The sequence below is a fragment of the Streptomyces sp. LUP30 genome (assembly GCF_001746365.1).
GTDB lineage: Bacteria > Actinomycetota > Actinomycetes > Streptomycetales > Streptomycetaceae > Streptomyces.
On the sequence record NZ_MJAJ01000069.1, the window covers coordinates 21,859 to 42,830 of the forward strand.

At 73.3% G+C, this 20,972-nt stretch carries 21 protein-coding genes; 15 read left to right on the top strand and 6 right to left on the bottom strand.

Features of this window, described 5'->3' with window-relative positions:
• The first annotated feature begins 2 nt into the window (after positions 1 to 2).
• From BG482_RS36190 to BG482_RS36205, 4 genes are all read left to right on the top strand, one after another.
• Positions 3 to 539: a hypothetical protein gene (locus BG482_RS36190; protein ID WP_069773459.1), complete on the top strand. Its 537-nt coding sequence runs from the start codon at positions 3 to 5 to the stop codon at positions 537 to 539.
• A gap of 338 nt (positions 540 to 877) precedes the next feature.
• The gene (locus BG482_RS36195) at positions 878 to 2,086 is read left to right on the top strand and encodes an RNA ligase (protein WP_069773460.1); all 1,209 of its coding nucleotides are present in this window, start codon (positions 878 to 880) and stop codon (positions 2,084 to 2,086) included.
• Between the two features lie 2 nt (positions 2,087 to 2,088).
• Positions 2,089 to 3,003: an AAA family ATPase gene (locus BG482_RS36200; protein ID WP_256096592.1), complete on the top strand. Its 915-nt coding sequence runs from the start codon at positions 2,089 to 2,091 to the stop codon at positions 3,001 to 3,003.
• A gap of 143 nt (positions 3,004 to 3,146) precedes the next feature.
• Positions 3,147 to 4,565 (top strand): DEAD/DEAH box helicase, encoded by a 1,419-nt coding sequence (locus BG482_RS36205; protein WP_069773462.1) that lies wholly within the window; start codon positions 3,147 to 3,149, stop codon positions 4,563 to 4,565.
• A gap of 81 nt (positions 4,566 to 4,646) precedes the next feature.
• Here the strand turns inward: BG482_RS36205 and BG482_RS36210 are convergent, their stop codons facing one another.
• The 3 genes from BG482_RS36210 to BG482_RS36220 all read right to left on the bottom strand — a co-directional run bounded on the left by BG482_RS36210 (position 4,647) and on the right by BG482_RS36220 (position 6,873).
• A complete protein-coding gene (locus tag BG482_RS36210) occupies positions 4,647 to 5,117 on the bottom strand; it encodes a hypothetical protein (RefSeq protein ID WP_069773463.1) in 471 nt (156 codons plus the stop codon).
• A gap of 144 nt (positions 5,118 to 5,261) precedes the next feature.
• Entirely contained in the window at positions 5,262 to 5,744 is a 483-nt protein-coding gene (locus tag BG482_RS36215) for a hypothetical protein (RefSeq protein ID WP_069773464.1), read from the bottom strand.
• A 73-nt stretch (positions 5,745 to 5,817) separates the two neighbouring features.
• Positions 5,818 to 6,873 carry a hypothetical protein gene (locus tag BG482_RS36220; protein WP_079142594.1) on the bottom strand — a complete coding sequence of 352 codons (1,056 nt, stop codon included), beginning with the start codon at positions 6,871 to 6,873 and terminating at the stop codon, positions 5,818 to 5,820.
• 418 nt (positions 6,874 to 7,291) lie between these two features.
• On the opposite strand from BG482_RS36220, the gene BG482_RS36225 reads away from it, so the two are divergent.
• The 6 genes from BG482_RS36225 to BG482_RS36245 all read left to right on the top strand — a co-directional run bounded on the left by BG482_RS36225 (position 7,292) and on the right by BG482_RS36245 (position 14,280).
• On the top strand, positions 7,292 to 10,402 hold the full coding sequence (locus BG482_RS36225; RefSeq protein WP_069773465.1) for a BTAD domain-containing putative transcriptional regulator: 3,111 nt from the start codon (positions 7,292 to 7,294) through the stop codon (positions 10,400 to 10,402).
• A gap of 83 nt (positions 10,403 to 10,485) precedes the next feature.
• On the top strand, positions 10,486 to 11,151 hold the full coding sequence (locus BG482_RS36230; protein ID WP_069773466.1) for a M15 family metallopeptidase: 666 nt from the start codon (positions 10,486 to 10,488) through the stop codon (positions 11,149 to 11,151).
• 57 nt (positions 11,152 to 11,208) lie between these two features.
• Complete coding sequence (locus BG482_RS36235) at positions 11,209 to 11,745, top strand: RNA polymerase sigma factor (RefSeq protein ID WP_069773467.1); 537 nt, start codon at positions 11,209 to 11,211, stop codon at positions 11,743 to 11,745.
• 99 nt (positions 11,746 to 11,844) lie between these two features.
• Positions 11,845 to 12,981, top strand: a complete 1,137-nt coding sequence (locus BG482_RS36240) for a C40 family peptidase (RefSeq protein ID WP_069773468.1) — start codon at positions 11,845 to 11,847, stop codon at positions 12,979 to 12,981.
• A 340-nt stretch (positions 12,982 to 13,321) separates the two neighbouring features.
• Positions 13,322 to 13,459 carry a hypothetical protein gene (locus BG482_RS44365; RefSeq protein WP_176741557.1) on the top strand — a complete coding sequence of 46 codons (138 nt, stop codon included), beginning with the start codon at positions 13,322 to 13,324 and terminating at the stop codon, positions 13,457 to 13,459.
• The gene (locus BG482_RS36245; RefSeq protein WP_069773469.1) at positions 13,456 to 14,280 is read left to right on the top strand and encodes a class I SAM-dependent methyltransferase; all 825 of its coding nucleotides are present in this window, start codon (positions 13,456 to 13,458) and stop codon (positions 14,278 to 14,280) included. Before BG482_RS44365 ends, BG482_RS36245 begins: the two co-directional genes overlap by 4 nt.
• Positions 14,281 to 14,529: 249 nt before the next feature.
• On the opposite strand, the gene BG482_RS36250 is transcribed toward BG482_RS36245, so the two are convergent.
• Positions 14,530 to 15,732, bottom strand: coding sequence for a PP2C family protein-serine/threonine phosphatase (locus BG482_RS36250; RefSeq protein ID WP_069773470.1), 1,203 nt, complete (start codon positions 15,730 to 15,732; stop codon positions 14,530 to 14,532).
• Positions 15,733 to 15,887: 155 nt separating this feature from the next.
• On the opposite strand from BG482_RS36250, the gene BG482_RS36255 reads away from it, so the two are divergent.
• Positions 15,888 to 16,181 (top strand): helix-turn-helix transcriptional regulator, encoded by a 294-nt coding sequence (locus tag BG482_RS36255; protein WP_069773480.1) that lies wholly within the window; start codon positions 15,888 to 15,890, stop codon positions 16,179 to 16,181.
• Positions 16,178 to 16,564, top strand: a complete 387-nt coding sequence (locus BG482_RS36260) for a VOC family protein (protein WP_069773471.1) — start codon at positions 16,178 to 16,180, stop codon at positions 16,562 to 16,564. Before BG482_RS36255 ends, BG482_RS36260 begins: the two co-directional genes overlap by 4 nt.
• A gap of 184 nt (positions 16,565 to 16,748) precedes the next feature.
• On the opposite strand, the gene BG482_RS36265 is transcribed toward BG482_RS36260, so the two are convergent.
• Together BG482_RS36265 and BG482_RS36270 are read right to left on the bottom strand one after the other, a co-directional pair.
• Positions 16,749 to 17,174: an SRPBCC family protein gene (locus tag BG482_RS36265; RefSeq protein ID WP_069773472.1), complete on the bottom strand. Its 426-nt coding sequence runs from the start codon at positions 17,172 to 17,174 to the stop codon at positions 16,749 to 16,751.
• A gap of 134 nt (positions 17,175 to 17,308) precedes the next feature.
• Positions 17,309 to 17,665, bottom strand: coding sequence for a MerR family transcriptional regulator (locus tag BG482_RS36270; protein WP_069773473.1), 357 nt, complete (start codon positions 17,663 to 17,665; stop codon positions 17,309 to 17,311).
• A 592-nt stretch (positions 17,666 to 18,257) separates the two neighbouring features.
• On the opposite strand from BG482_RS36270, the gene BG482_RS36275 reads away from it, so the two are divergent.
• The 3 genes from BG482_RS36275 to BG482_RS36285 all read left to right on the top strand — a co-directional run.
• A complete protein-coding gene (locus BG482_RS36275; protein ID WP_069773474.1) occupies positions 18,258 to 19,094 on the top strand; it encodes an alpha/beta fold hydrolase in 837 nt (278 codons plus the stop codon).
• A 22-nt stretch (positions 19,095 to 19,116) separates the two neighbouring features.
• Positions 19,117 to 19,650 (top strand): TetR/AcrR family transcriptional regulator, encoded by a 534-nt coding sequence (locus BG482_RS36280; RefSeq protein ID WP_069773475.1) that lies wholly within the window; start codon positions 19,117 to 19,119, stop codon positions 19,648 to 19,650.
• A 104-nt stretch (positions 19,651 to 19,754) separates the two neighbouring features.
• Positions 19,755 to 20,972: DUF4139 domain-containing protein (locus tag BG482_RS36285; RefSeq protein ID WP_141746701.1), on the top strand; the 1,218-nt coding region annotated here is incomplete at its 3' end.

Below are 20,972 nucleotides of genomic sequence, written 5' to 3' on the forward strand. Positions count from 1 at the left end.
GCATGGTGAAGGACCGTACGTTCCTGGGACCGTTGGAACTGAATGACGGCCGCTGGGGGGTCGGTGACGCCGCTCGACCGGGCGCCCACTGGGTGGAGTTCCGCCCCGACGGGTTGTACCAGCACCAGCCGGACTCCGAGGGACGGCCGATCCCGTGGTCCAGGATCATGACCGGCATCTGGATCACCTGGGGCAGACACTCCTGGAACACCGACACCAGGGGCGTGTACACGCCCAGGGGAACGGTCGCCAGGCGCGAGGGCGGCTGGATGCGGATGACGCTGCGTCAGCCGTACGAGGAATGCCTGCTGCGCTTCGACCAGCACATGCGCCCCTACCGGGCGGTGGACTCCCTCCGGCTGGAGTACCTGCTGCGGAAGCTCGTCGACGAGGGCAAGCTCCATCTCCTCGGCGACCCGGAATGGGTGGGCCGTGCCGTGGCGCACCTGGCCGGCGGGAAGAACCGCTGGGTCACGACCCGTGCGCTGCGGCGGGCGGCGACGGAGGCCCTGGCAGCGGGCGGCCCGAGCACCCCCTGACGGCACGGTCACGGGCCGCCCGCCGGGACCGGCGCGCGCGCCCGGGGGCCGGGGCCGGCTCGGGAGCCGGTCCGTGCGGCGCTGCAGGGCGGCAGGCCGACGATCTCCAGGACGTCCTCGGCCGGCCGCCCGGCACCCTCGACGAGGCCGTCACCGCGATCCAGGCCCACCCTTGACGGCGACCAGGACGACGTGGACGACGCGGTCCGCCGACCGTCCTCCCGACGGCCTGGACACTGCCATGACCTGCGTCTCTCCCCCGGCGCCCGAAGCATAATTCGGTGTCCTGCCGCCCTCCCCGCACGTGACAATCAGGGACCGGCAAGGGGAGGAACACCATGAGCCAGGACCACCTGACTCTTCATGAGCTGCTGCCGCCGCAGGAGTTGGCGGCGGCGCTCGACGCGGGGCACGTCACGCGCAAGGCGCACCCGGAACTGCCGCTGTCGATCTACACGTACACGCGGACGTGCCAGTACGAGCGGGTGTGGAACCGGGTGACCACCCGTTGCCGCGGCCTGGTGGCCGACGACGGCACCGGGGAGATCGTCGCGCTGCCGCTGCCGAAGTTCTTCAACGTCGGTGAGCACGAAGCGGGTCAGCCCTACGCGCCCGGCCTGCCCGACGAGCCGTTCGAGGTGTACGACAAGGTCGACGGCAGCCTGGCCGTGGTCTTCCACTACGCCGGCCGGTGGCGCGTCGCGTCCAAGGGCTCGTTCATCAGCGCCCAGGCCGCCTGGGCGCAGCGGCTGCTCGACGGCAAGGACACCTCCGCTCTCGTCCCCGGCGTGACCTACCTCGCCGAGATCCTGTACCCGCAGAACCGGATCGTCGTCGACTACGGCGAGCGGCGCGATCTGGTACTGCTGGCCGCCATCGCCAAGGACGGCACGGAAGTCGCCCTGGCCGACGCCGCGCCGCACTGGCATGGCATCGGATCGGTCGTCACGGCGTGGCCCGCCATGCCGCTGTCCGAGCTGCTGGCACTGGCCGAGGCCAACCGGCTGCCCGGCGGCCGGGCGGCCACCGGCACCGAGGCCGAGGGGTTCGTGCTGCGCTTCGCCTCGGGCGTGCGGGCCAAGGCGAAGCTCGCCGAGTACGTCCGACTCCACAAGGTCCTCACCGGCGTGAGCGAGCGGGACGTCTGGCGCGGTCACGGCGTCCAGCGGTTCGCGGGTCTGCCCGCCAAGCAGGTGGCTCAGGCGCTGGGCTGCTCGGCCGACGACGTCGAGGCGTCCGGCGGCCGTCCCCTGGACGCGCTGCTGGAACAGGTGCCCGACGAGTTCGACGCGTGGGTGCGCGCCCTCGTCGCGGGCATCGAGAAGCAGGTGGAGGACCGTGAGCGGGCGATCGACGACGCGTTCCGTTCCCTGGCGCCGCTCGCGGGCGACCGGGGAGCGTTCGCCCGCGCCGTGGGGGCGCTGCCCGATCCGGCCCTGCGCCCCGCCATGTTCCTGCGCCTGGACGGGCGTCCGACCGAGCTCGTGACCTACCGTTCCGTCCGGCCGGAGGCGTCCGACCCGTTCCAGACCGACGAGGAGAACTGACCGTGCCCGTAGTACACGTCATGACAGGCCTGCCGGCCTCCGGGAAGACGACCGCCGCGCGCAGGTTGCAGGCGGAGTCCGAGGGCCGGATGCGCCGTGTCAACCTCGACGATCTGCGGGCGATGCTCGACGTGCCCGCGCCCGAGGGAGGCCGGTCGTACGCGCACGAGCAGACCGTGCTGGCGATCCAGGACGCGGCGGTGCGGGCGGCCGTCGACGACGGTTTCGACGTCGTGGTGGACAACACGCACATGACGCCGCACATACCGAAGCGGCTCAAGGCCGCCGTGGCGGGACTGGCCACCTTCGTCGTGCACGACTTCACCGACGTCCCGGTGGAGGAGTGCGTACGGCGCGACGCCGAGCGGGACGGAGCGGTCGGCGAGGAGATCATCCGCATCCTCGCCGACAAGCACGCCAAGTCCAGGCGAGGCGGCTGGCGGCTCACCGCGGAGTGGATGAACGACCAGCCTCCCGTCGAGCCGTACCGCGCGGACCCGACGCTGCCGACGGCGGTCATGTGCGACATCGACGGCACGCTCGCCCTCCGGGGCGACCGGGGTCCCTTCGATTTCACCCGCTGCGAGGAGGACCTGCTCAACGAGTCGGTGCGCGGCGCGCTGCGTTCCTTCCGCAGCGCCGACGGCGACGTCGTCGTGCTGCTTTCCGGCCGCGGCGAGGAGCACCGCGGCAGGACGGAGGCGTGGCTGCGTGCGCACGAGGTCCCGTACGACGAGCTGTGGATGCGCGCCGCCGGCGACGGCCGCCGCGACGACGTGGTGAAGGCCGAGCTCTTCGACCGTCATGTGCGCCACCGCTTCGCGGTCCGGGTCTCGCTCGACGACCGCGACCGCGTCGTCGCCGTGTGGCGCCGGATGGGTCTGCCGACCTGGCAGGTCAACTACGGCAGCTTCTGACCGGCGCCTCCCGGCGCCCCTGGCGGCCGGACGCCCGTGCGCCGGCCGCTGGTAAACTGGGGGCACGCTTCGACACCGCCGGGGCCCGTACCGAGGGGTACGGGCCCCGGCGCGTTCCGGGCGTCAGACCAGGAAGGCTCCCCATGAACGCGCAGCTGCCGGAACCCGGACTCCCGCAGGCCGGCAGGCTCCCGCGGACGACGGGTCCGAACGACGACCTGTCCACGCCGCAGGCGGTGTCCCCCGGCCTGCCGCCGGCCGCCTCCTTCGACGCACTCGGGCTGCCCCCGGCGCTGCTGGAGACGATGACCGGCCTGGGCGTGACGGAACCCTTCCCCGTCCAGGCGGCGACCCTGCCCAACGCGCTGGCCGGCCGTGACGTCCTCGGCCGCGCGCGGACCGGCTCCGGCAAGACGCTCGCCTTCGGTCTGGCACTGCTCGCGCGGACGGCGGGTGTGCGAGCGGAGGCGAAGCGGCCGCTCGCCCTGGTGCTGGTGCCGACCCGGGAACTCGCGCAGCAGGTCGGCGAAGCGCTGGCGCCGTACGCGCAGACGCTGAACGTGCGGCTGGCGACGGTGGTCGGCGGTCTGTCCATCAACCGTCAGCAGGCGCAGCTGCGGGCCGGCGTCGAGGTGGTCATCGCCACGCCGGGTCGGCTGACCGACCTGGTGTCCCGCCGCGACTGCCATCTGAACCAGGTGCGGATCACGGTCCTGGACGAGGCCGACCAGATGTGCGACCTGGGATTCCTGCCGCAGGTCTCGGACCTCATGGGCCAGGTCCGCGCCGACGGGCAGCGGCTGCTGTTCTCGGCCACGCTCGACCGCAACGTCGACCAGCTGGTGCGCGACCACCTGCACGACCCGGTCGTCGTGTCGGTCGACCGGATCGCGGGCTCGGTCGCCACGATGGACCACCACGTCCTGAACGTCCACGCCGCCGACAAGTACGCCACCGCGACCGAGATCGCCGCGCGGGACGGCAGGGTCCTGATGTTCCTGGACACCAAGGCCGGCGTGGACCAGTTCACCCGCCACCTGCGCGCGGCCGGCGTCCGGGCCGCCGCCCTGCACAGCGGGAAGTCGCAGCCGCAGCGCACGCACACGCTCGCGCGGTTCAAGGAGGGCGAGATCACCGTGCTGGTGGCCACGAACGTCGCGGCGCGGGGCATCCACATCGAGGCGCTCGACCTCGTCGTCAACGTCGATCCGCCGGCCGACGCCAAGGACTACCTGCACCGTGGCGGGCGCACGGCGCGCGCCGGGGAGTCCGGGCGCGTGGTCACCCTGGTCACCCCCGACCAGCGGCGCGACGTGAACCGGATGATGTCCGAGGCCGGCGTCCGGCCCACGGTCACGCAGGTGCGCTCCGGTGAGGAGAAGCTGAGCGCCATCACCGGGGCGAAGCGACCGCCGGCCGGGACGAAGAGCGGTGGCGGCAACGCCCCCTTCCGCGGCATCGGCACCCGTCCGGGCCGCCCCGCGAAGGAGTCCCGCAAGGCCGCCGAGGCCCGCAAAGCGGCGGAAGCCCGGGCCGCGGCCCGGGTGCGCAAGAGCCGCTGACGCCGGCGGACGGCCCTCCCCCCGCGGGGCCGTCGGCACGGCCCGCCGGGCTGAGTCCGGCGGGCCGTGACCGGATGCGGGTCAGCTGATGAAGGAGCCCGGCGCGCAGGCGCTCGCCGCCACCCACACGTGCGAGCGGATGTTGTTGTTCATGTTGTGCACGCCGTCGGTGAACTTGGAGCGGCTCAGGTCGTCCACGTAGAGCTCGCCCGGCTTGAGGCAGCCGTAGGCGTGGTCGTCGTACCCCTTCAGGTAGTAGAAGGCGACGACGTCCTTGCCGCCCACGTTGCCGCTGTTCATGACGGACGACGCGGCGTCGCCGTCGGAGCCCTGGAAGGGGCCGAAGGCGTCCTGCCAGTCGGAGTCGTTGCCGGGCGTGACGCCGAGGAGGGTCCCGCCGCAGTCGGTGCCGTCCCAGGCGCGCACGTTGCCGTCACGGCCGTGGCTGTTCCAGTTGGCGTTGCAGCCGGGGCCCGCGTGGGCGGTGGCCGGGAGGGCGATGCCGAGTGCGGCGAGACCCAGCGTGGCGAGGGAGATGGTCAGTTTGCGCATGACGGACGTCCTGTTCTGCCTCGTCGGAGGCGTGATGAGGGTGATGAAGGTGATGAGGGGAATCGCCGCGAGGGTCGTCGCGGAGCGTGATCCGTGGCACGACGGCCCGGAAGAACGGGGAGGCCGGGGGGGTGCCCCCGAGCCTCAGCTGATGAAGGAGCCCGGCGCGCAGGCGCTCTCCCTCACCCAGGTGTGCGACACGATGCTGTCGTTCATGGTGTGGCCGTTGGTGAACCGGCTGCGGGTCAGGTCGTCCACGTAGAGCTCGCCGGGCTTGAGGCAGCCGTATCCCGTGTCGAGGTAGTTGAGGCGGAAGTAGAAGGCGACCACGTCCTTGCCGCCGACGTACCCGCTGTTCATGACGGAGGAGGCGGCGTCGCCGTCGTTGCCCTGGAAGGGGCCCGTCGTGTCCCACCAGTCCGGGTCGCTGCCGGGGGTCACGCCCAGGAGCTCGCCCTGGCAGTTGATGTCCCGCCAGGCCCGCACGTTGCCGTCGCGGCCGTGACTGTTCCAGTTGGCGTCGCAGGCCGCGCTCGCCTGGGCGGTCGCGGGAAGGGCGACGCCCAGGGCCGTGAGAGCGAGGGTGGCCAGTCCGAGCGTGGCGAAGGAGGCGGTCGGTCTGCGCATGGCGGATTTCCTGTTCTGCCTGATGGAGGGGGTGCCGGCGGGAAGCCGGGACGGGAGCGGGCGGGAGGCCGGGTCAGGTACGGGCGGTGACGATCCGCTCGGCTCGGGTGAGTGCGAGCCGCTTCATCCGCGCGTAGGCGTCGAGGGCTTTTCCGTAGGTGCCGGTGAGTCCGGCGACGTAGTGGGCCTCTCGCCGCCGGCCGATCGACCGGAGGGAGGCGGTGCGGGCGCAGGTCGCGTCGGCGACGGCGACGCGGGTTTCGGCAGCGAAGGTGCGCGCCTCCTCCGCCGGGCTCTGCTGTGCGCTGTGCTCCCGTGTGGCCTGGCGGGCCGCGGCCGGGTCGGCGTAAGGGTGGCCGGCGTCTCGCATGCAGCGCGACCATGCGCGCACCGCGCGGGTGAACTGCCCGTCCTTCAGCAGCTTGTCCACGTACAGGGGGCGGAGGTTGCTGACGGTCGTGTCGGCCGCGAACCACTTCGCCGGGTCGCCGTACAGCGCCTTCTCGGCCTCGCCGGTGCACCCGCCGGACTGCTTGGTGATCGTGCCGCCGGTCGGCGCCTCGGTCCTCAGGAGCTCGGCCTCGCGGCCGCCGTCCATCGCGGCGTCGTAGGCGCGCTGCCGGTCTGCGGAAAGGGTCTTGCGGTAGGCGATGTTGGGGTTGCCGAGGCGGGCGCGGTCCTCCTTGGACAGGATTCGGCTGCCGTAGCCGTAGGTGCGCGCCCAGTGCACGTCGTCCTGGACATAGCCGAGGGGGCGGCTTTCGGCCAGGCTCAGCCGCTGCTCGTCCCAGAAGCGGAATCCGTGCGCCTTCATGCACTGCGTGATGAGGTGCTGTTCGGCGTCGGAGATCCTCAGGTCCTCGGCCCAGCTGAGTCCCGGCTGCGCCGCGGAGGCGTCGGCGACGGCGGCCCGGGAGGTGCGGCCGGCCGTGTCGCCCTGCGCCGTGCAGGCGGTCAGGGCGAGGGAGGCGACGGCCGCGACCACGCACATCGTGGCGGTGGCGCGTCGGGGCAGGCGCCCTGGCAGGCGGGCCGGCCGGGCCGGTCGTGCCGTCGGGGACGGTGCGGTCGCGGTGGTGCCGGCGACGGTGTTCACGGCCGGCCGGCGGGCGACGTCGGTGCGCTTCATCGGCTCCCTCCCGGAGACGGATCGAACGGAGAACGGTCGAAACGGAAGCTGATCGAGCCGGGCCCGATCGAGCGGAGGCGGTGCTTTCGAGCCGTTGACGCCCTGGACGCCGCGTTCGTATGACCCCGGATCCGAACGGTTCTTCCGGGCCGGCGGGCTCATACGAACGCCTCCTGCGCGCCGTCCCTCGGACGAGCCACCCGTCTCGCGCCCATCGAATCCGGCCAAGTGCCGCCGCGGGCGGGAACCCACGGGCCGCCGTGTCCGCCCCGGCGCCCGGCCCGCGCGAGGGTGTGTCCGCTGCGGCTCACCGGCCGGATCCGGCCAGGCGGCCCCGCGCCCGGCATCCTCCGAACGACGCCCGCCGATATCGTTGGCGCGCTCCGCGGTGCGGGAACGGTACAGCGATCGGGGACTCATGCTCGAGGTACGACTACTCGGTCCGGTCGAGGTGTGGGCAGGGGACCGGCGGGCCCCGCTCGGTGGGGTCCGACCGCTGGCCGTGCTGTCCGCGCTCGTCGTCCATCTCGGCCAGGTGCTCTCCACCGAACGGCTCGTGGACTTCGTCTGGGACGAGCAGGCTCCCGCCACCGCCGCCGCTCTCGTCGCCACGCATGTCTCCGCCGTCCGGCGTGCGCTGGCCCGCGTCGGCGGGGCCGAGGCGATCCGGACCCGGCCGCCCGGCTATCTCGCCGAACTCGACCCCTCGCAGGTCGACGCCCGCCGGTTCGAGCAACTGCTCGCGGCGGGCCGGGCGTCGGCCGCGGGCGGCCGCCCGGACGAGGCCGCCGACCTGCTGGCCTCGGCGCTGGGACTGTGGCGGGGGCAGGAGGCCCTCGAAGGCCTCGGCCAGTCGTTCGCCCGGATCGAGGCCGCACGGCTGGCGGAACTGCGCCTGGTCGCACAGGAGGAGTCCTTCGGACTGCAGCTGACGCTCGGACACGCGGACCGGACGATCGCACCGCTTCTCGCGCACGTGGCCGCCCACCCGCTCAGGGAGGGACCACGCGGCCAGTTGATGACGGCGCTGTTCCGCACGGGGCGGGTCTCCGACGCGCTGCGCACGTACCAGGAGGGCCGCGTGGCCCTGCGCGACGAGCTGGGCATCGACGCCGGCCCTGAACTGCGGGCCCTGCACAAGGCGGTGCTGACCAACGACACCGCGCTGCTGGGCACGGACGCCGGCTCGGCGGCCGCGCGGCCGGCCGGGCTTCCCACGGCGCGTCAGGCGGCCGCTCCCCCGGCGTCTCCTCCCGGACAGGCCGGTCGCCCGGCGCCCGCTCCCTCCCACCTCCCGCCCGACATCGCCGACTTCGTCGGTCGCACACAGCAGATCCAGTGGGCCGACGCACTGTTGCGCGGTGTGGACGACGCCGAGCGCACCGCGCCGCCGATCTGCGTGATCTCGGGACGCTCCGGTACCGGCAAGACCGCCCTGGCCGTGCACGTCGGTCACCGCACGGCCGAACTCTTCCCCGACGGACGGCTGTTCATAGACCTGCGGGCCGCGGACACCGCGCCGCTGCAGCCGGCCGACGCGCTCGCCCGGCTGCTGCGGGCCATGGGCGCCGACCCCAAGACGCTGCCCGGCTCCGCCGAGGAGCTCACGGGCCTGTACCGCACGCACATCGGGCACCGGCGCATTCTGCTGATCCTCGACAACGCGGCCGGCGAGGCACACGTACGGCCCCTGCTGCCGCCGGGCCCCGGCTCGGCGGTGCTCGTGACCAGCCGCCGCCGGCTGGTGGCCCTGGAAGGCGCGGCCCACCTGGACCTGGCCGTCCCGGGCTCGGAGGAGGCGCTGGAACTCCTGCGGCGCGTGGCGGGCCGGGAGCGGACCGGCGCGCAACCCGAGCGGGCGGCCGAGATCGTCGCGCTGTGCGGCCGGCTGCCGCTGGCCGTGCGCATCGCCGGAGCCCGACTGGCCGCCCGCCCGCACTGGGCGCCGGGGCAGCTCGCCGGGCGGCTGCGCGACGAACGCCGCCGGTTGAACGAACTACGCGCCGGGGACCTGGAGTTGCGCACCAGCCTGGAGCTCGGCTACGCCGATCTCGACCCTCAGGAGCGCCGGGCGCTGCGCCGGCTCGCCCTGCTCGACCTGCCCGACTTCGCAGGCTGGATCGCCGCTCCCCTGCTGGACATCGACACCGAGGACGCCGAGGAGGCGGTGGAGCGGCTGGTGGACTGCCACTTCATCGACGTCATCGGCGTGGACGAGACGGGCCGCAACCGCTATCGCATCCATGACCTGGCCCGTGAACACGCCCGTGAGCGCTGTCTGTCCGAGGAGAGCGCGGAACAGCGCGAGGCGGCCGTGCTGCGGCTGGTGGGCTGCTGGCTGGGGCTCGCCGAGAAGGCGGCAGCGCGCGGCCCGGGCGGCGCGGTCAGGTACTTCCCGCAGCCGGCGACCGTGCACCCCCTCGACACGGACACCGAGGAGTCGTTGCTGGAGCGGCCCGCGGCCTGGTTCGCCGCCGAACAGGCCTCCCTGCTGGCGGCGGTGGAGTACTGCGCCGACCACCGGCTGGACCGGCCCGCCCGGGACCTGGCCGGGGCGCTGATCGCGAGTTCGGCCGCGCTGTACAACCAGTTCGACGCATGGTCCCGCTCGCACACGGCGGCCATCGCGGCGGTGCGCCGCAGCGAGGACGGCGAGGGCGAGGCGTGGCTGCTCAACGGTCTGGGACAACTCTGTTACGAACAGGACGAGTTCGAGGATTCGTACGCCCGGTTCAGTGAAGCCCTGCGACTGTTCGAGGAGCGCGGGGGCCCGTCGCAGGGCGCGGCGGTGGCGCTGGCGGGTATGGGCACCGCCCGGCGTGAACAGGCCCGGTACACCGAGGCGCTCCGGTTGCTCGACGCGGCGCTCGACCGGTACGGGCCGGACGCCGAGCGCGGCGCCCGCGCCCGCGTGCTGTACGGCATCGGGTACGTGCACCGGGAGCAGGGACGCGGTCCGCAGGCCTGGGAGGCCCTGACCCGGGCGCTGGAGCTGTACCGCGCGCAGGCCGACCGGCACGGCGAGGCGCTCACCCTGCGGTCGCTGGCCCTGTGCCACCGGGCCGAGGGCGCGCTGGAGCAGGCCGAACCACTGCTGCACGACGCGCTGCGCATCTTCACCGGCCTGCGGGACACGTTCGGCGTGATGTACGCCGAACAGTCGCTGGCCAAGGTGGAGTTGCGGCAGGGCCGGCTGGAGGAGGCGGCCGCCCGGCTCGACCGGTGCCTCGCGGTGGCGCACGAGCGCCAGGACCGGTTCGGCGAGGCGCTGGTCCTGCGCACCCTCGGCGAACGGCACCTGGCGGCCGGCGAACCCGACCGCGCACGGGAGCCGTTGGAGCGGGCACTGGCGGGCTGGGAGGCGCTGCGGCTGCCGCTGTGGCGGGCGCGCACGCTCTGGGACCTGACGCAGGTGTGGACGGCGGACGGCGACGAGGCCCGCGCGCGGGCGGCCCGGTCCGAAGCGATCGCGGTCTTCCGGGAGCTGGACTGCCGTGAGGCCCGTGAGCGGGCCGTCGACGCCGGTTAACCCGGCCCCGCTGTAAAAGGCCTGGTCGCATGCTTGCAGGCAACCTGCAGAGCATTTGCAGCGGCCCGGGGGACGCTTCTCCCGTGACAGACATCATCACGCTCTCCGACCCTCGGGTCGCCGCCGTCGCGGAGGACGAATGCGGTGAGCCGCTCGTCGACCTGCGCGGCAGCGGCGGCCTGCGGCTCGACCCTCGGCAGGCCGACGAGGACGGCAGCTACGCCCATCTGAGGTCGGGCGCGCTGCGGCGACTCGTCCGGGCGCAGCGCATGCTGCCGGCCGGTGTCCGGTTCCTGGTGGTGGAGGGATACCGGCCGCCGGACCTCCAGCGCCGCTACTTCGAGCAGTACGCGGCGACGATGCGAGGGGTGCATCCCGACGCGGCGCCCGAGCGGATCCGGGAGCTGGCGAGCGCCTACATCTCCCCTCCGGAGGTGGCGCCGCACGTCAGCGGCGGAGCGGTCGACCTGACGCTGTGCGACCGTGACGGCCGCGAACTGCCGCTGGGCACCGAGGTCAACGCGACCCCGGAGGAGAGCGCGGGCGCCTGTCGCACCGAAGCCCCCGGCATCGCCGCCGAGGCGCGTGCGAACCGGGCGCTGATGGCCCGGGCCCTCACGTCGTCGGGGTTCGTCAACTACCCGACCGAGTGGTGGCACTGGTCCTACGGCGACCGCTACTGGGCCCTGCTGCTCAGCGCCCCGGCCGCCCGCTACGGCCCCGCCGCCCCGCCCTGCCCGACGGCCTGACCACCGCGGGCACGGCACGGCGCAGCACATGACACATCCGACCGAGGGGGAGAAGAAATGGAGTTCAGCAACGCGTCCTGTCCGCCACCATCGTGTGCGGACGACGAGAGAATGAGTCCGGGAGAGTTCGACGCCTCCTTCACTGCCGACATGCCGCGGCTGCGCAGAAGGCTCCTGGCGCTGACGGGGAATCCGCACGACGCCGACGATCTGCTCCAGGAGACGTATCTGCGGCTCTCCCGGCGAGCCCGCGCCCGGTCCCTGACCCAGCAACAGCATCCGTACGCCTACACGTGCGCCGTCGCCGCCAACCTGCTGCGCGACTCCTGGACCAGGCCCTCCCGGCGCGAGCACACCAGCGACCGGCTGCCCGAGTCCGGCTGGGACGGCGGACTCGGCGTCTACGAGGCGTCCGCGACCGCGCTCGCGCTGCTGAGCGTGCTCTCCGAGAAGGAGGCCGCCGCGGTGATCCTCGTGGATCTGGAAGGCCTCAGCCACGACACTGCCGCGGAGCGGCTCGGCGCGCACCGCGGCACGGTCCAGCGCAACCGCATGCGCGGCCTCGCCAAGATGCGCGCGGCGCTCGTCCTCTAGCCGCGTGCCGCATCCCACGGGGGTGGGTGCGGCACGCCCCGTTCTCTCCGCCGTCACCGCAGACGCCGGTGACGTCACGTCGACGAAGGAAGAGTTCCCTTGAAGATCACCAGCGCGCGCCGCCGGACCAGCGGCGCGATCCTGGGCGCCTCGGTTCTGGCCCTCTCCGCGTTCTTCTCCGCCCCGGCCCACGCCGCGCCCGCCGCCTCCTGCGGTGTCCTCGCGCCGGGCGCGACGGCCACCGCGCAGGCCGCCGTGTCCGCGGCCTGTTCCCAGATCGGCGTCTGGTACAGCTGGGGCGGCGGCCACGGCGCCACGCCGGGCGCCACCTACGGCTACTACGACGGCTCGGACCCCGACAGCGCGCACGACAACGAGCGCAAGGGCTTCGACTGCTCCGGTCTGATGCGCTACGCGTACTACCAGGCGACCGGCAAGGACCTGCTCAACGGCACGGCCGACGACCAGTTCCACAGCTCGCAGGCCGTCGCCCGCTTCTCCGCCGCCCAGGGGACCGCGCCGCTGCTGCCCGGCGACCTGATGTTCTGGGGAACCGGTCACGTCCACCACGTCGCCATGTACCTGGGCGGCGGGCAGATGGTCGAGGCGTACGAGTCGGGCACGCACATCCGGGTCGCGCCGGTCCGCACCGGCGGCGACTACGCCGGCGCGATCCGGATCAACGGGTCCGGCACCCCGACCCCGCCGCCCGCCGACGGCGGCACGACCTTCGAGACCTGGGGGACGGGGGTGCGCACCCACTCCACGCCGAGCGTGCGCTCCTCGGTCGTGGACACCTTCGCCGGGCCGACCCAGGTGTCGGTGCAGTGCCAGGAGCACGCGGAGACCGTGTCCGCCGAGGGCTACACGAACGACATCTGGTCCAAGCTGGCCGACGGCTCGTGGCTGACCAACATCTACATCAAGGGCCCGGCCGAGCTGCCCGGCATCCCGGACTGCGGCGGCAGCAGCACTCCGCCGCCGACCGGTGGCAGCAAGGCGCACCAGACGTGGGGCACGGGCGTGCGCACCCACAGCGAGCCGAACGTCAACGCCGCGGTCGTCGACTACTTCGCGCAGCCGACCGCGATCAACGTGGTGTGCCAGGCGCACGCCCAGGAGGTGACCGCGGAGGGCTACACCAACGACGCCTGGTCGAAGCTGACCGACGGTTCCTGGCTGACGAACATCTACATCAAGGGCCCGGCCTGGCTCTCCGACGTCCCCACCTGCTGAGGCCGTTCCCTCGGCGGCGCCCGGAGCGGTGGCCGGGCACGACACGCCGCCGTCTCCGCGCGCCTGCGGGTCTTCTCGGGACTCCCGGGCGCGCGGAAGGAGCCGGGAATCGCTGAAGGAACGCGGGAACGCGGGAACGCGGGAAGAACGTCGGAGGAACCGTGCCGTCGGACGCCCGGAGGCCGTGCCGGGGCAGGTCGTGGGTCGGAAGGCCGCAGGGCCGATCGGCTCGGACTCGGCGCGCCTCGGTCGTTCTGACGGGCGCTGGTGAAGGATCGCGGGGGCGGCGGCCCGGGAGTGGCTCCGCCCGGTACCGCCCCACCGCGTGAAGAGGTCCGCCATGGCACTGTCCGACACCCCGCCGTTCGACGACCCGCCGTTCGACGACCCCCTGCACGGCGATCCGCCGTCGGCGGCCCTCGCGGGGCGGTCCTCCGGACACGTCAGGACCGGCGGCGGACCCCGGACCGCCCCATGACCGCCGCCCGGCGCGGGGAAGGGGCCGGCGACGGCCGTTACGGCGAGGCCGTCTTCCGGCCGGAGCAGGCGGGCGAGGGCGAGCGCATCGACTTCGGCGCGCTCGCCTACGACGACATCACCATGGCGCGGCTGCGGGCGCTCGGGGTCGGCCCGGGCTGGCACTGCCTCGACGTGGGCGCCGGCACCGGCACCGTCTCCCGGCGGCTGCTGGAGGAGGCCGGCGTGGCGAGCGTGCTCGCCGTGGACCGCGACACGCGCTTCCTGGACGCCCGGCCGACACCCGGGCTCGACGTGCTGGAGGCCGACATCACCGACCCGGAGGCCGTGCCGGGCCGGTTCTCGCTCGTCCACGCCCGATTCGTGCTGATGCATCTGCCCGCTCGCGACCGCCTGCTCGGCACGCTGGCCGAACTCGTCGCGCCCGGCGGCCTGTTGGTGCTCAGCGACGCGGTCGACCTCACGAGCGACCTGACGCCCGCCACGCCCTGCAGCACAGCGATGCGGGCGATGTGGCAGGGGCTGAGGGCCACCATCGGCACCGATGTCTCCTGGGTGCCGTCGTACCCGTGGCTGCTGCGCGGCGCGGGGCTCGTCCCGGTCGCCGCCGAGATCCATGTGCCGCCGCTGACGCCGGGCAGTCCCCTCAGCCGCTTCTGGGCGGACACCTGGGAGCGCAGCCGGGCGGCGATGCTCGCGACCGGGCTGGTCGACGACGCGGGCGTGGACGCCGCGATCCGCTACCTGGCCTCCGACGACTGCACCGCGCTGTCGGCCGGCATGCTCACCGCCTGGGGACGCAAACCCGGGGAGAGCCCGTGAGGACCGGCCGTGGCGCTGTACCGCGCCGGCCCGCCCTGTGCGCCGTCATCGCGACCGCAGGCAGGCCCTGGGCCGCTCAGCGCTACCCGCCGCAGCGCACGGCGAGCGCCTTCGGACGGGCGAGTTCGCGCCGCGCCGTCGGCGGGTGAGCGGGGCCGGGCGCCATCCCGGCTCGGGCGGCGAGGGCTCATCGGTCGGCGGCCGGACCGGGGGCAGGGCCGGCGGCTGCGCGCGGGGCGTGCACGTCGTTCAGGCGTCGGCTCCGGCGTTCGCGAGGCGGTCACCGCGGTCGGGGCCGTGCCAGTCCAGGCAGAGCACGGTGGCGTCGTCTCTCACATGGCCGTGGCAGGCCAGGGTGACCTCCTGGACCAGGGCGCGCACCACCTCACGCGGGTGCTCGGACGCCGTGTCGCGCAGGAGGGCGGCCAGGTCGACCGCTTCCGCCTGACGTTCCTGCATGCCGTCGGTGTAGAGCAGGAGACGGTCGCCGGGGCGCAGGTCGACGTCCTGCATCAGGTACGGGCCCTGGCCGACGACGCCGAAGGGCAGGTTCACGGTCAGGCGCAGTTCCTCGACCGTGCCGTCGCGCAGCCGCAGCGGCCAGGGGTGGCCTGCGTTGACGAGCTGCGCGCCGGTGCCGTCCAGAGGTATGCGCAGCAGCTGCCCGGTGGCGAAGGTCCGCCGGCCGTGGTCGAGGAGCGCCTGATGGGTCTGGCGGGCCTGTTCGGCCAGGTCCGCCCCGGCGCGCCGGGCCCCGCGCGAGGCGTTCACCAGCAGGGTGGCCATCAGCGAGGCGTCGACGTCGTGGCCCATGGCGTCCGTGATGGACAGGTGGAGGGCCTCCTGGTCGAGGGAGTAGTCGTAGGTGTCGCCGGCGATGTCGGAGGCCGGGACCAGAGCCCCGGCGAGGGCGAACTCGGCGGCCTCGCAGGAGGGGGCCGAGGGCAGCAGCTGACGCTGGATCTCGGCGGCCAGGCTCACCGAGGTGGTGCGATTGCCCCAGTGGTAGAGGTCGGTGAATCTGCGGTCGGTGACGATGATGTACGCGAGCGCCTGCGCGACCTCCTCCACCTGCTCCAGGACGTCCTCCGTGACCTCGGTGAGGAACAGTTCCAGGACGCCGATGGCGTCGCCGCGGTTCGTGACGGGGGCGAGCACCCGCTGCCCCTGGTCGCCCTGCGGCGCCTGCACCAGCTTCTGGGTGCGCAGGACGTCGTCGTAGACGCTGCTGCCTTCGAGGGGGACCCGACCGGTGCGGCGCCCGTCCTGCCCGGCCGTTCTGTCGCTGACCCGCAGCAGGCGCCGGCCGACGACGTCGAGGAAGAGGAACGACACGTAGCGCGCGCCGAACCGGTCGCGCAGGTTGCGCGCCACGACGTCGAGAGAGCCCACCGGCGCCGCGTCCTCCGCGGCGGCAAGCACCTCGGCGAGTCCGATTCGGTCACGTGTCACTTCCGCCTCCTGGGTCTTGGGCTCTCCGTCCCGCGGACACGCGTGCCCCACGTCCGCGACGGAGATGTTAAGGGCTCAACGACCGCAGGACGTGCGCGCTCCGTCCGGCGGCGGCGCCTTGATAGGCAAGCGAGCACTTGCCTATCATGGGCGCCATGGCGGAGGACGTGTTCAGGGCGTTGGCCGACCCCACCCGTCGGCGCATCCTCGACGAGCTGGTGGAGCGGGACGGCCAGACACTGTTCGAGATCTGCGCCCGGCTGGTGACCAGACACGGCCTCGGGCTGTCCCGCCAGGCGATCAGTCAGCACCTGGCCGTCCTCGAAGCGGCGGGCCTGGTGGTCTCCCGGCGCGAGGGCCGCTACAAGTTCCACGATCTGAACACCGGACCCCTAGAGCGCATCGCGACCCGGTGGCTCAGGCCCGACCCACGGGAGAGCACCCCATGAGGATCCACCTTTCCAGCGTCTTCGTCGACGACCAGGAGACGGCGCTGCGTTTCTACACGGACGCGCTGGGCTTCGTGAAGAAGCACGACGTCCCCCTCGGCGAGCACCGGTGGCTGACCGTGGTGTCGCCGGAGGACCCCGACGGCACCGAGCTGCTGCTCGAACCCTCCGGCCATCCCGCGGTACGTCCGTACAAGACGGCACTGGTCGAGGACGGCATTCCCGCCACGTCCTTCGCCGTGGACGACGTACGGGCGGAGTTCGACCGGCTGCGCGGGCTCGGGGTGCGCTTCACCCAGGAGCCGCTGGAGATGGGCCCGGTCACCACCGCGGTTCTGGACGACACCTGCGGCAACCTGATCCAGCTGGTGCAGAGCAAGTAGCCCTGCCACGCTCCCTGACGACCCGTCGCACGCCGTGCGGTCGCAGCCCGTTCGGGACCGTCGGGGCGGGCTGCCCCGGCCGACGCCCGCACGCGCCACGACGTCGGGTGCGCGTGCGGCAGCCTGCCGCCGGAGGCCCGGGGCCCTGAGACCTGAAGGCCTGAGCCCTCGGCGCTCTCGCGGGTCAGGACGCCGCAGTCTTCTCGGCCAGTTTCTGGAACTCGCCGAGGTCGTAGTTGGCGAGGACCGAGTCGAGATGGGTGAGCGCGCCGAGATGCTCGACGAACCCCTTGGGGTCGTACTCGATCTGCACCGTCACACGGCTCGTGGTGTCGCTCAGCCGGTGAAAAGTGACCACGCCCGCGTGCTCGACGCCCTCCACGGTGCGCCAGGCGATGCGGTCCTGCGGGACGACCTCGGTCAGTTCGGCCACGAAGTTCTTGTCGGCGCCGGGCAGTTGCAGCTGCCAGGCGAAACGGCGGTCGTCCAGCCGTTCCACCAGACGTACGTGGCTCAGGAAGGACGGCCACCGTGTCACATCGCTCCACAGGCCCCAGGCGACGCTGACGGGGGCTTCGACATCGACGGTCTCCACGAGGGACGCGGACATGGGGTGCACCTCTCCCGGTCGGGTTCGGGGCCGGTCCCCGAAACTCGCAGTGCGGAGCGGATACCCGCGCCGACGCGGTGCACACGGTGGGACGAAGGCCCGTCGGGCGGCCGGGATCGGCGCCGTCCGACGGATCAGGAGGAGGTGGCGGTCGAGGTCGTGGGATGCGGTGGGCCGTCCTGGGCGCGCAGCTGGTCGTTGATGCGCTGGGCCTCTTCGAGTTGGTCCTCGAGGATGACGATGCGGCAGGCCGCCTCGATCGGGGTGCCCTGGTCCACGAGTTCGCGGGCCCGGCCCGCGACGCGCAGTTGATAGCGGGAGTAGCGGCGATGGCCGCCTTCGGAGCGCAGGGGGGTGATCAGCCGGTGCTCGCCGAGGGCACGGAGGAAAGCGGGCGTGGTGCCGAGCATTTCGGCCGCCCGGCCCATGGTGTAGGCGGGATAGTCGTCGTCGTCGATGGGGGCGACGGATGGGGTACTGCGAGGGGGCATAGACCTCTTCTTCCAAAAGACGCGTCGGGGGGCCCGGGCGCCATGCCGGCACCCGGGCCCCGAGCCTTCAACACCATCTGCCGGCTGACTGCGCCGGTATTTTGTTCCGCAGGGTGCACCCGGGAGGGTGCGGCTGCGGGGATCGCGGATGCGTGACCGGGGACCACCTTCCAATCCGGGGCCTGCGGTACCCGGGCGGACTGCTTCCTCGCCCGGGCGATCCTGATGGCGTGCGCTCCTTACCTTCGATCACTCGGTTTCACTGCTGGTTACACGGATACTGCTCACGACCCGCATGGGCCGTGTCCTGCTGGTCCTGCATGCGCGGCGAGCTCGTGTCGGCCGCGCCTCTTCCTTCGACTTTCTGCGTACGCCAGAAACTCTAGCTCTGCAGTGAGCCCATGTCTACTCCCGCCACTACAGATTTTCTCCAGGACGATCACCCGGCCGCGACCCGGGCGCCACCCCGCCGAGGGCCGGCCGACGCCCCGCGAGAGCTCGGCCAACAGCCGCCGGAAACCTGGCCGTTGACAAGCGTGGCTAATGCGATTAGCTTTTGGCTAACAACATTAGCCGAACATCTGGGGATGCCATGACCGAGTACCTGGCCGTCGACGGCGGCACGATCGCTTACGAGGTGGCGGGGTCCGGGCCCCTGATCGTGCTCGCGCACGGCATGGGCGACAGCCGCGCCGCCTACCGTGCCGTCGTTCCCCCGCTCGTCGCGGCGGGGTACCGGGTCGCCGCCGTCGACCTGCGCGGCTGCGGCGAGTCGAGCGTCGACTGGCCGGACTGGAGCCGCACCGCGATCGCCGGCGATCTGCTCGCCGTCGTACGCCATCTGGGCGGCCCGGCCGTCCTCGTCGGCCACTCCGTGTCCGGCGGCGCCGCCACCATCGCCGCGGCGCAGGACCCCTCCCTGATCACCGCCGTCGTCGAGTTGGCGCCCTTCACCCGCAAGCAGTCGCTGCGTCTCGGCGACCTCCGGGTGAAGCGATTCCGGCAGAGCCTGCTGCGACTGCTCGGCGCAGGCGTGTTCGGCAGCGTGCCGCTCTGGCGCTCGTATCTCGACATCGCCTACCCCGGTGCGAAGCCGTCCGACTGGGCCGAGCGGCTCGGCCTCTTCGAGTCCCGGCTGCGCGAGCCGGGCCGGATGAAGGCGATGCAGGGCATGGGCCGCAGCGCGCCCACCGACGCGGGCGCGCAGCTCGGCGCCGTCCGCTGCCCGGTCCTGGTCGTGATGGGCACGCTCGACCCCGACTGGGCCGACCCCCATGCCGAGGGCTCGGCGGTCGTCGAGGCCCTGCCGTCCGGCCTCGGCCGGCTCGAGATGATCGAGGGCGCGGGGCACTACCCGCACCACCAGCTCCCCGACCAGGTGGCTTCCCTGGTGCTCGCCTTCCTCCGATCGGACGCCCCTCGTGCCTAGGGTCGGTCTGGACCGGGCCGCCGTGGTCGCGGCCGGCGCCGCCCTGGCCGACGAGGTGGGTCTGGACCGGCTGACGATGGCCCTGCTGGCCGAGCGCGTCGGCGTGCGCACCCCGTCCCTGTACAAGCACGTGGGCGGTCAGGACGACCTCAACCGCCGTATCGCGGTCCTGGCCCTGAGCGAGGCCGCCGACGCCGTCGGCGTCGCGGTCCAGGGGCGCGCGGGCCGAGACGCCCTGGGGGCCGCGGCGCGCGCCTTCCGCGCCTTCGTCGTGGAGCACCCCGGGCGGTACGCCGCCACCATCGGCGTGGAACCGTCCGGCCCGGACGATCCGCTGGCCACCGAGGGCGAACGGCTGCTGGCCGCGTTCACGGCGGTCCTGCGCGGCTACGACATCGCCGAGTCCGACGTGGACCACGCCCTGCGCATGCTCCGCAGCCTCTGCCACGGCTTCGCCACGTTGCAGTCGGCCAACGGCTTCCAGTGGAGCGCCGACGTCGACGAGAGCTTCGAGTGGCTGATCGGCTTCGCCGACCGGGGCCTGCGCGCCGGCTGAGCCACCGTCCCGTCGATGGCACCGCGTACTTCCTTCCGCCCGCCCGCGGCCGACGGCCCACCACTAGGCTTCACCTCAAACCGGCGTGACGGGGGACGGAGCACATGACGGCTGAGACGGCACAGCGGTGGGGGTCGGTCCTCGACGCGGTGGTGGTGTACTCCCAGGGGGCCCTCTGCCGCCGGCTGGCCCGGGGCAGCATGCCGCCGGACGGCCGGGTCCGGGTGACGGGACTGCCCCGTTCGCTGGACCCGGGATCCCTGCGGGCCCGTGTCACGGGCACCCGCGCGGCACGCGTCGTCGAGGCGCGGGTGGAGGTCGAGGCCGAGCCGCTCGGCGACGTGGGGTCCGACGCCTTGCGACGTGAAGTGGAGCGGCTGCGCGACGAGTGGGCGGCCGCACAGGGTCGCCGGGACCGGCAACGGGGTCTGGTCGAGGAGGTCAGCGCGCTGCGCCCGGTCCCGCCCGCACGCAGACGGGAGGACCCGCACCGCCGCACCCCCGTGGACGCCTGGCTGGAGTTCGCCGAGTTCGTCGACGAGCGGCTGACCGGACTGCATGCCCGTCTCGTCGAGCTGGAGAAGGCGCTGGAACGCGCCGAGCACGCGTTCCTGGTCGCCTCGGACCGGCTCGACCGCGCCTCCACCGACGCACCGCCCGCGCAGGTGCGGACGACGGTCTCGGCGGTCCTGACCTTCGACGTCTGCGTCGATCCGACGGCGGGCGCGGAAGAGGCACAGGCAGAGGCGGGCGCCGAGGTGGAGGTCGAGGTCGAGTACGCGGTGCCGGGCGCCGTGTGGGCGCCGGCCTACCGGCTCAGCCACCGCCCGGGCGACGGCAGCGGTCGTCTGGTGCTGCGGGCCTCCGTCGCCCAACGCACCGGCGAGGACTGGACCGGCGTGCGCATCGCGCTGGCCACCGCCGACCTGCGGCGCCGTACCGACCTGCCCAGACTTCGTTCGATGCGCATCGGACGCCGTCAGCCCTCCCCCGTGCCGTCCGGCTGGCGCGAGCCGCCGACGGGCCTGGCCGACCTGTTCGCCGGCTACGACGGGGCAGGCGCCCGTACCGACGGGACCGGCGCTCGCGCCCCCGGCTCCGTGACGGTGGGCGGCGGCTTCCCGGTCGCGGCTGGGGCGCCGACGGGCTATGGCGCTTCCCCTTCCGTGCCGCTCCCCGGCAGCGCCTACCCGGAGGCCGTCACCGGCGGCTCGGCCGACCTCTCGGCGCCGCCCCGCTCCCGGCCGGGGCCGGGCGGGGCGCGTCAGCGGATGGGCGGCATGCCGCCGGCGGCCCCCGCCGCCATGGCCTCGGCGCCTTCC

Excerpts from the sequence above, each read along its gene's own strand:
- BG482_RS36190 (WP_069773459.1), top strand. The coding sequence starts at position 3 with ATGGTGAAGGACCGTACGTTCCTGGGACCGTTGGAACTGAATGACGGC.
- BG482_RS36195 (WP_069773460.1), top strand. The coding sequence starts at position 878 with ATGAGCCAGGACCACCTGACTCTTCATGAGCTGCTGCCGCCGCAGGAG.
- BG482_RS36205 (WP_069773462.1), top strand. The coding sequence starts at position 3,147 with ATGAACGCGCAGCTGCCGGAACCCGGACTCCCGCAGGCCGGCAGGCTC.
- BG482_RS36210 (WP_069773463.1), bottom strand. The coding sequence starts at position 5,117 with ATGCGCAAACTGACCATCTCCCTCGCCACGCTGGGTCTCGCCGCACTC.
- BG482_RS36215 (WP_069773464.1), bottom strand. The coding sequence starts at position 5,744 with ATGCGCAGACCGACCGCCTCCTTCGCCACGCTCGGACTGGCCACCCTC.
- BG482_RS36220 (WP_079142594.1), bottom strand. The coding sequence starts at position 6,873 with ATGAAGCGCACCGACGTCGCCCGCCGGCCGGCCGTGAACACCGTCGCC.
- BG482_RS36225 (WP_069773465.1), top strand. The coding sequence starts at position 7,292 with ATGCTCGAGGTACGACTACTCGGTCCGGTCGAGGTGTGGGCAGGGGAC.
- BG482_RS36235 (WP_069773467.1), top strand. The coding sequence starts at position 11,209 with ATGGAGTTCAGCAACGCGTCCTGTCCGCCACCATCGTGTGCGGACGAC.
- BG482_RS44365 (WP_176741557.1), top strand. The coding sequence starts at position 13,322 with ATGGCACTGTCCGACACCCCGCCGTTCGACGACCCGCCGTTCGACGAC.
- BG482_RS36245 (WP_069773469.1), top strand. The coding sequence starts at position 13,456 with ATGACCGCCGCCCGGCGCGGGGAAGGGGCCGGCGACGGCCGTTACGGC.
- BG482_RS36255 (WP_069773480.1), top strand. The coding sequence starts at position 15,888 with ATGGCGGAGGACGTGTTCAGGGCGTTGGCCGACCCCACCCGTCGGCGC.
- BG482_RS36260 (WP_069773471.1), top strand. The coding sequence starts at position 16,178 with ATGAGGATCCACCTTTCCAGCGTCTTCGTCGACGACCAGGAGACGGCG.
- BG482_RS36265 (WP_069773472.1), bottom strand. The coding sequence starts at position 17,174 with ATGTCCGCGTCCCTCGTGGAGACCGTCGATGTCGAAGCCCCCGTCAGC.
- BG482_RS36270 (WP_069773473.1), bottom strand. The coding sequence starts at position 17,665 with ATGCCCCCTCGCAGTACCCCATCCGTCGCCCCCATCGACGACGACGAC.
- BG482_RS36275 (WP_069773474.1), top strand. The coding sequence starts at position 18,258 with ATGACCGAGTACCTGGCCGTCGACGGCGGCACGATCGCTTACGAGGTG.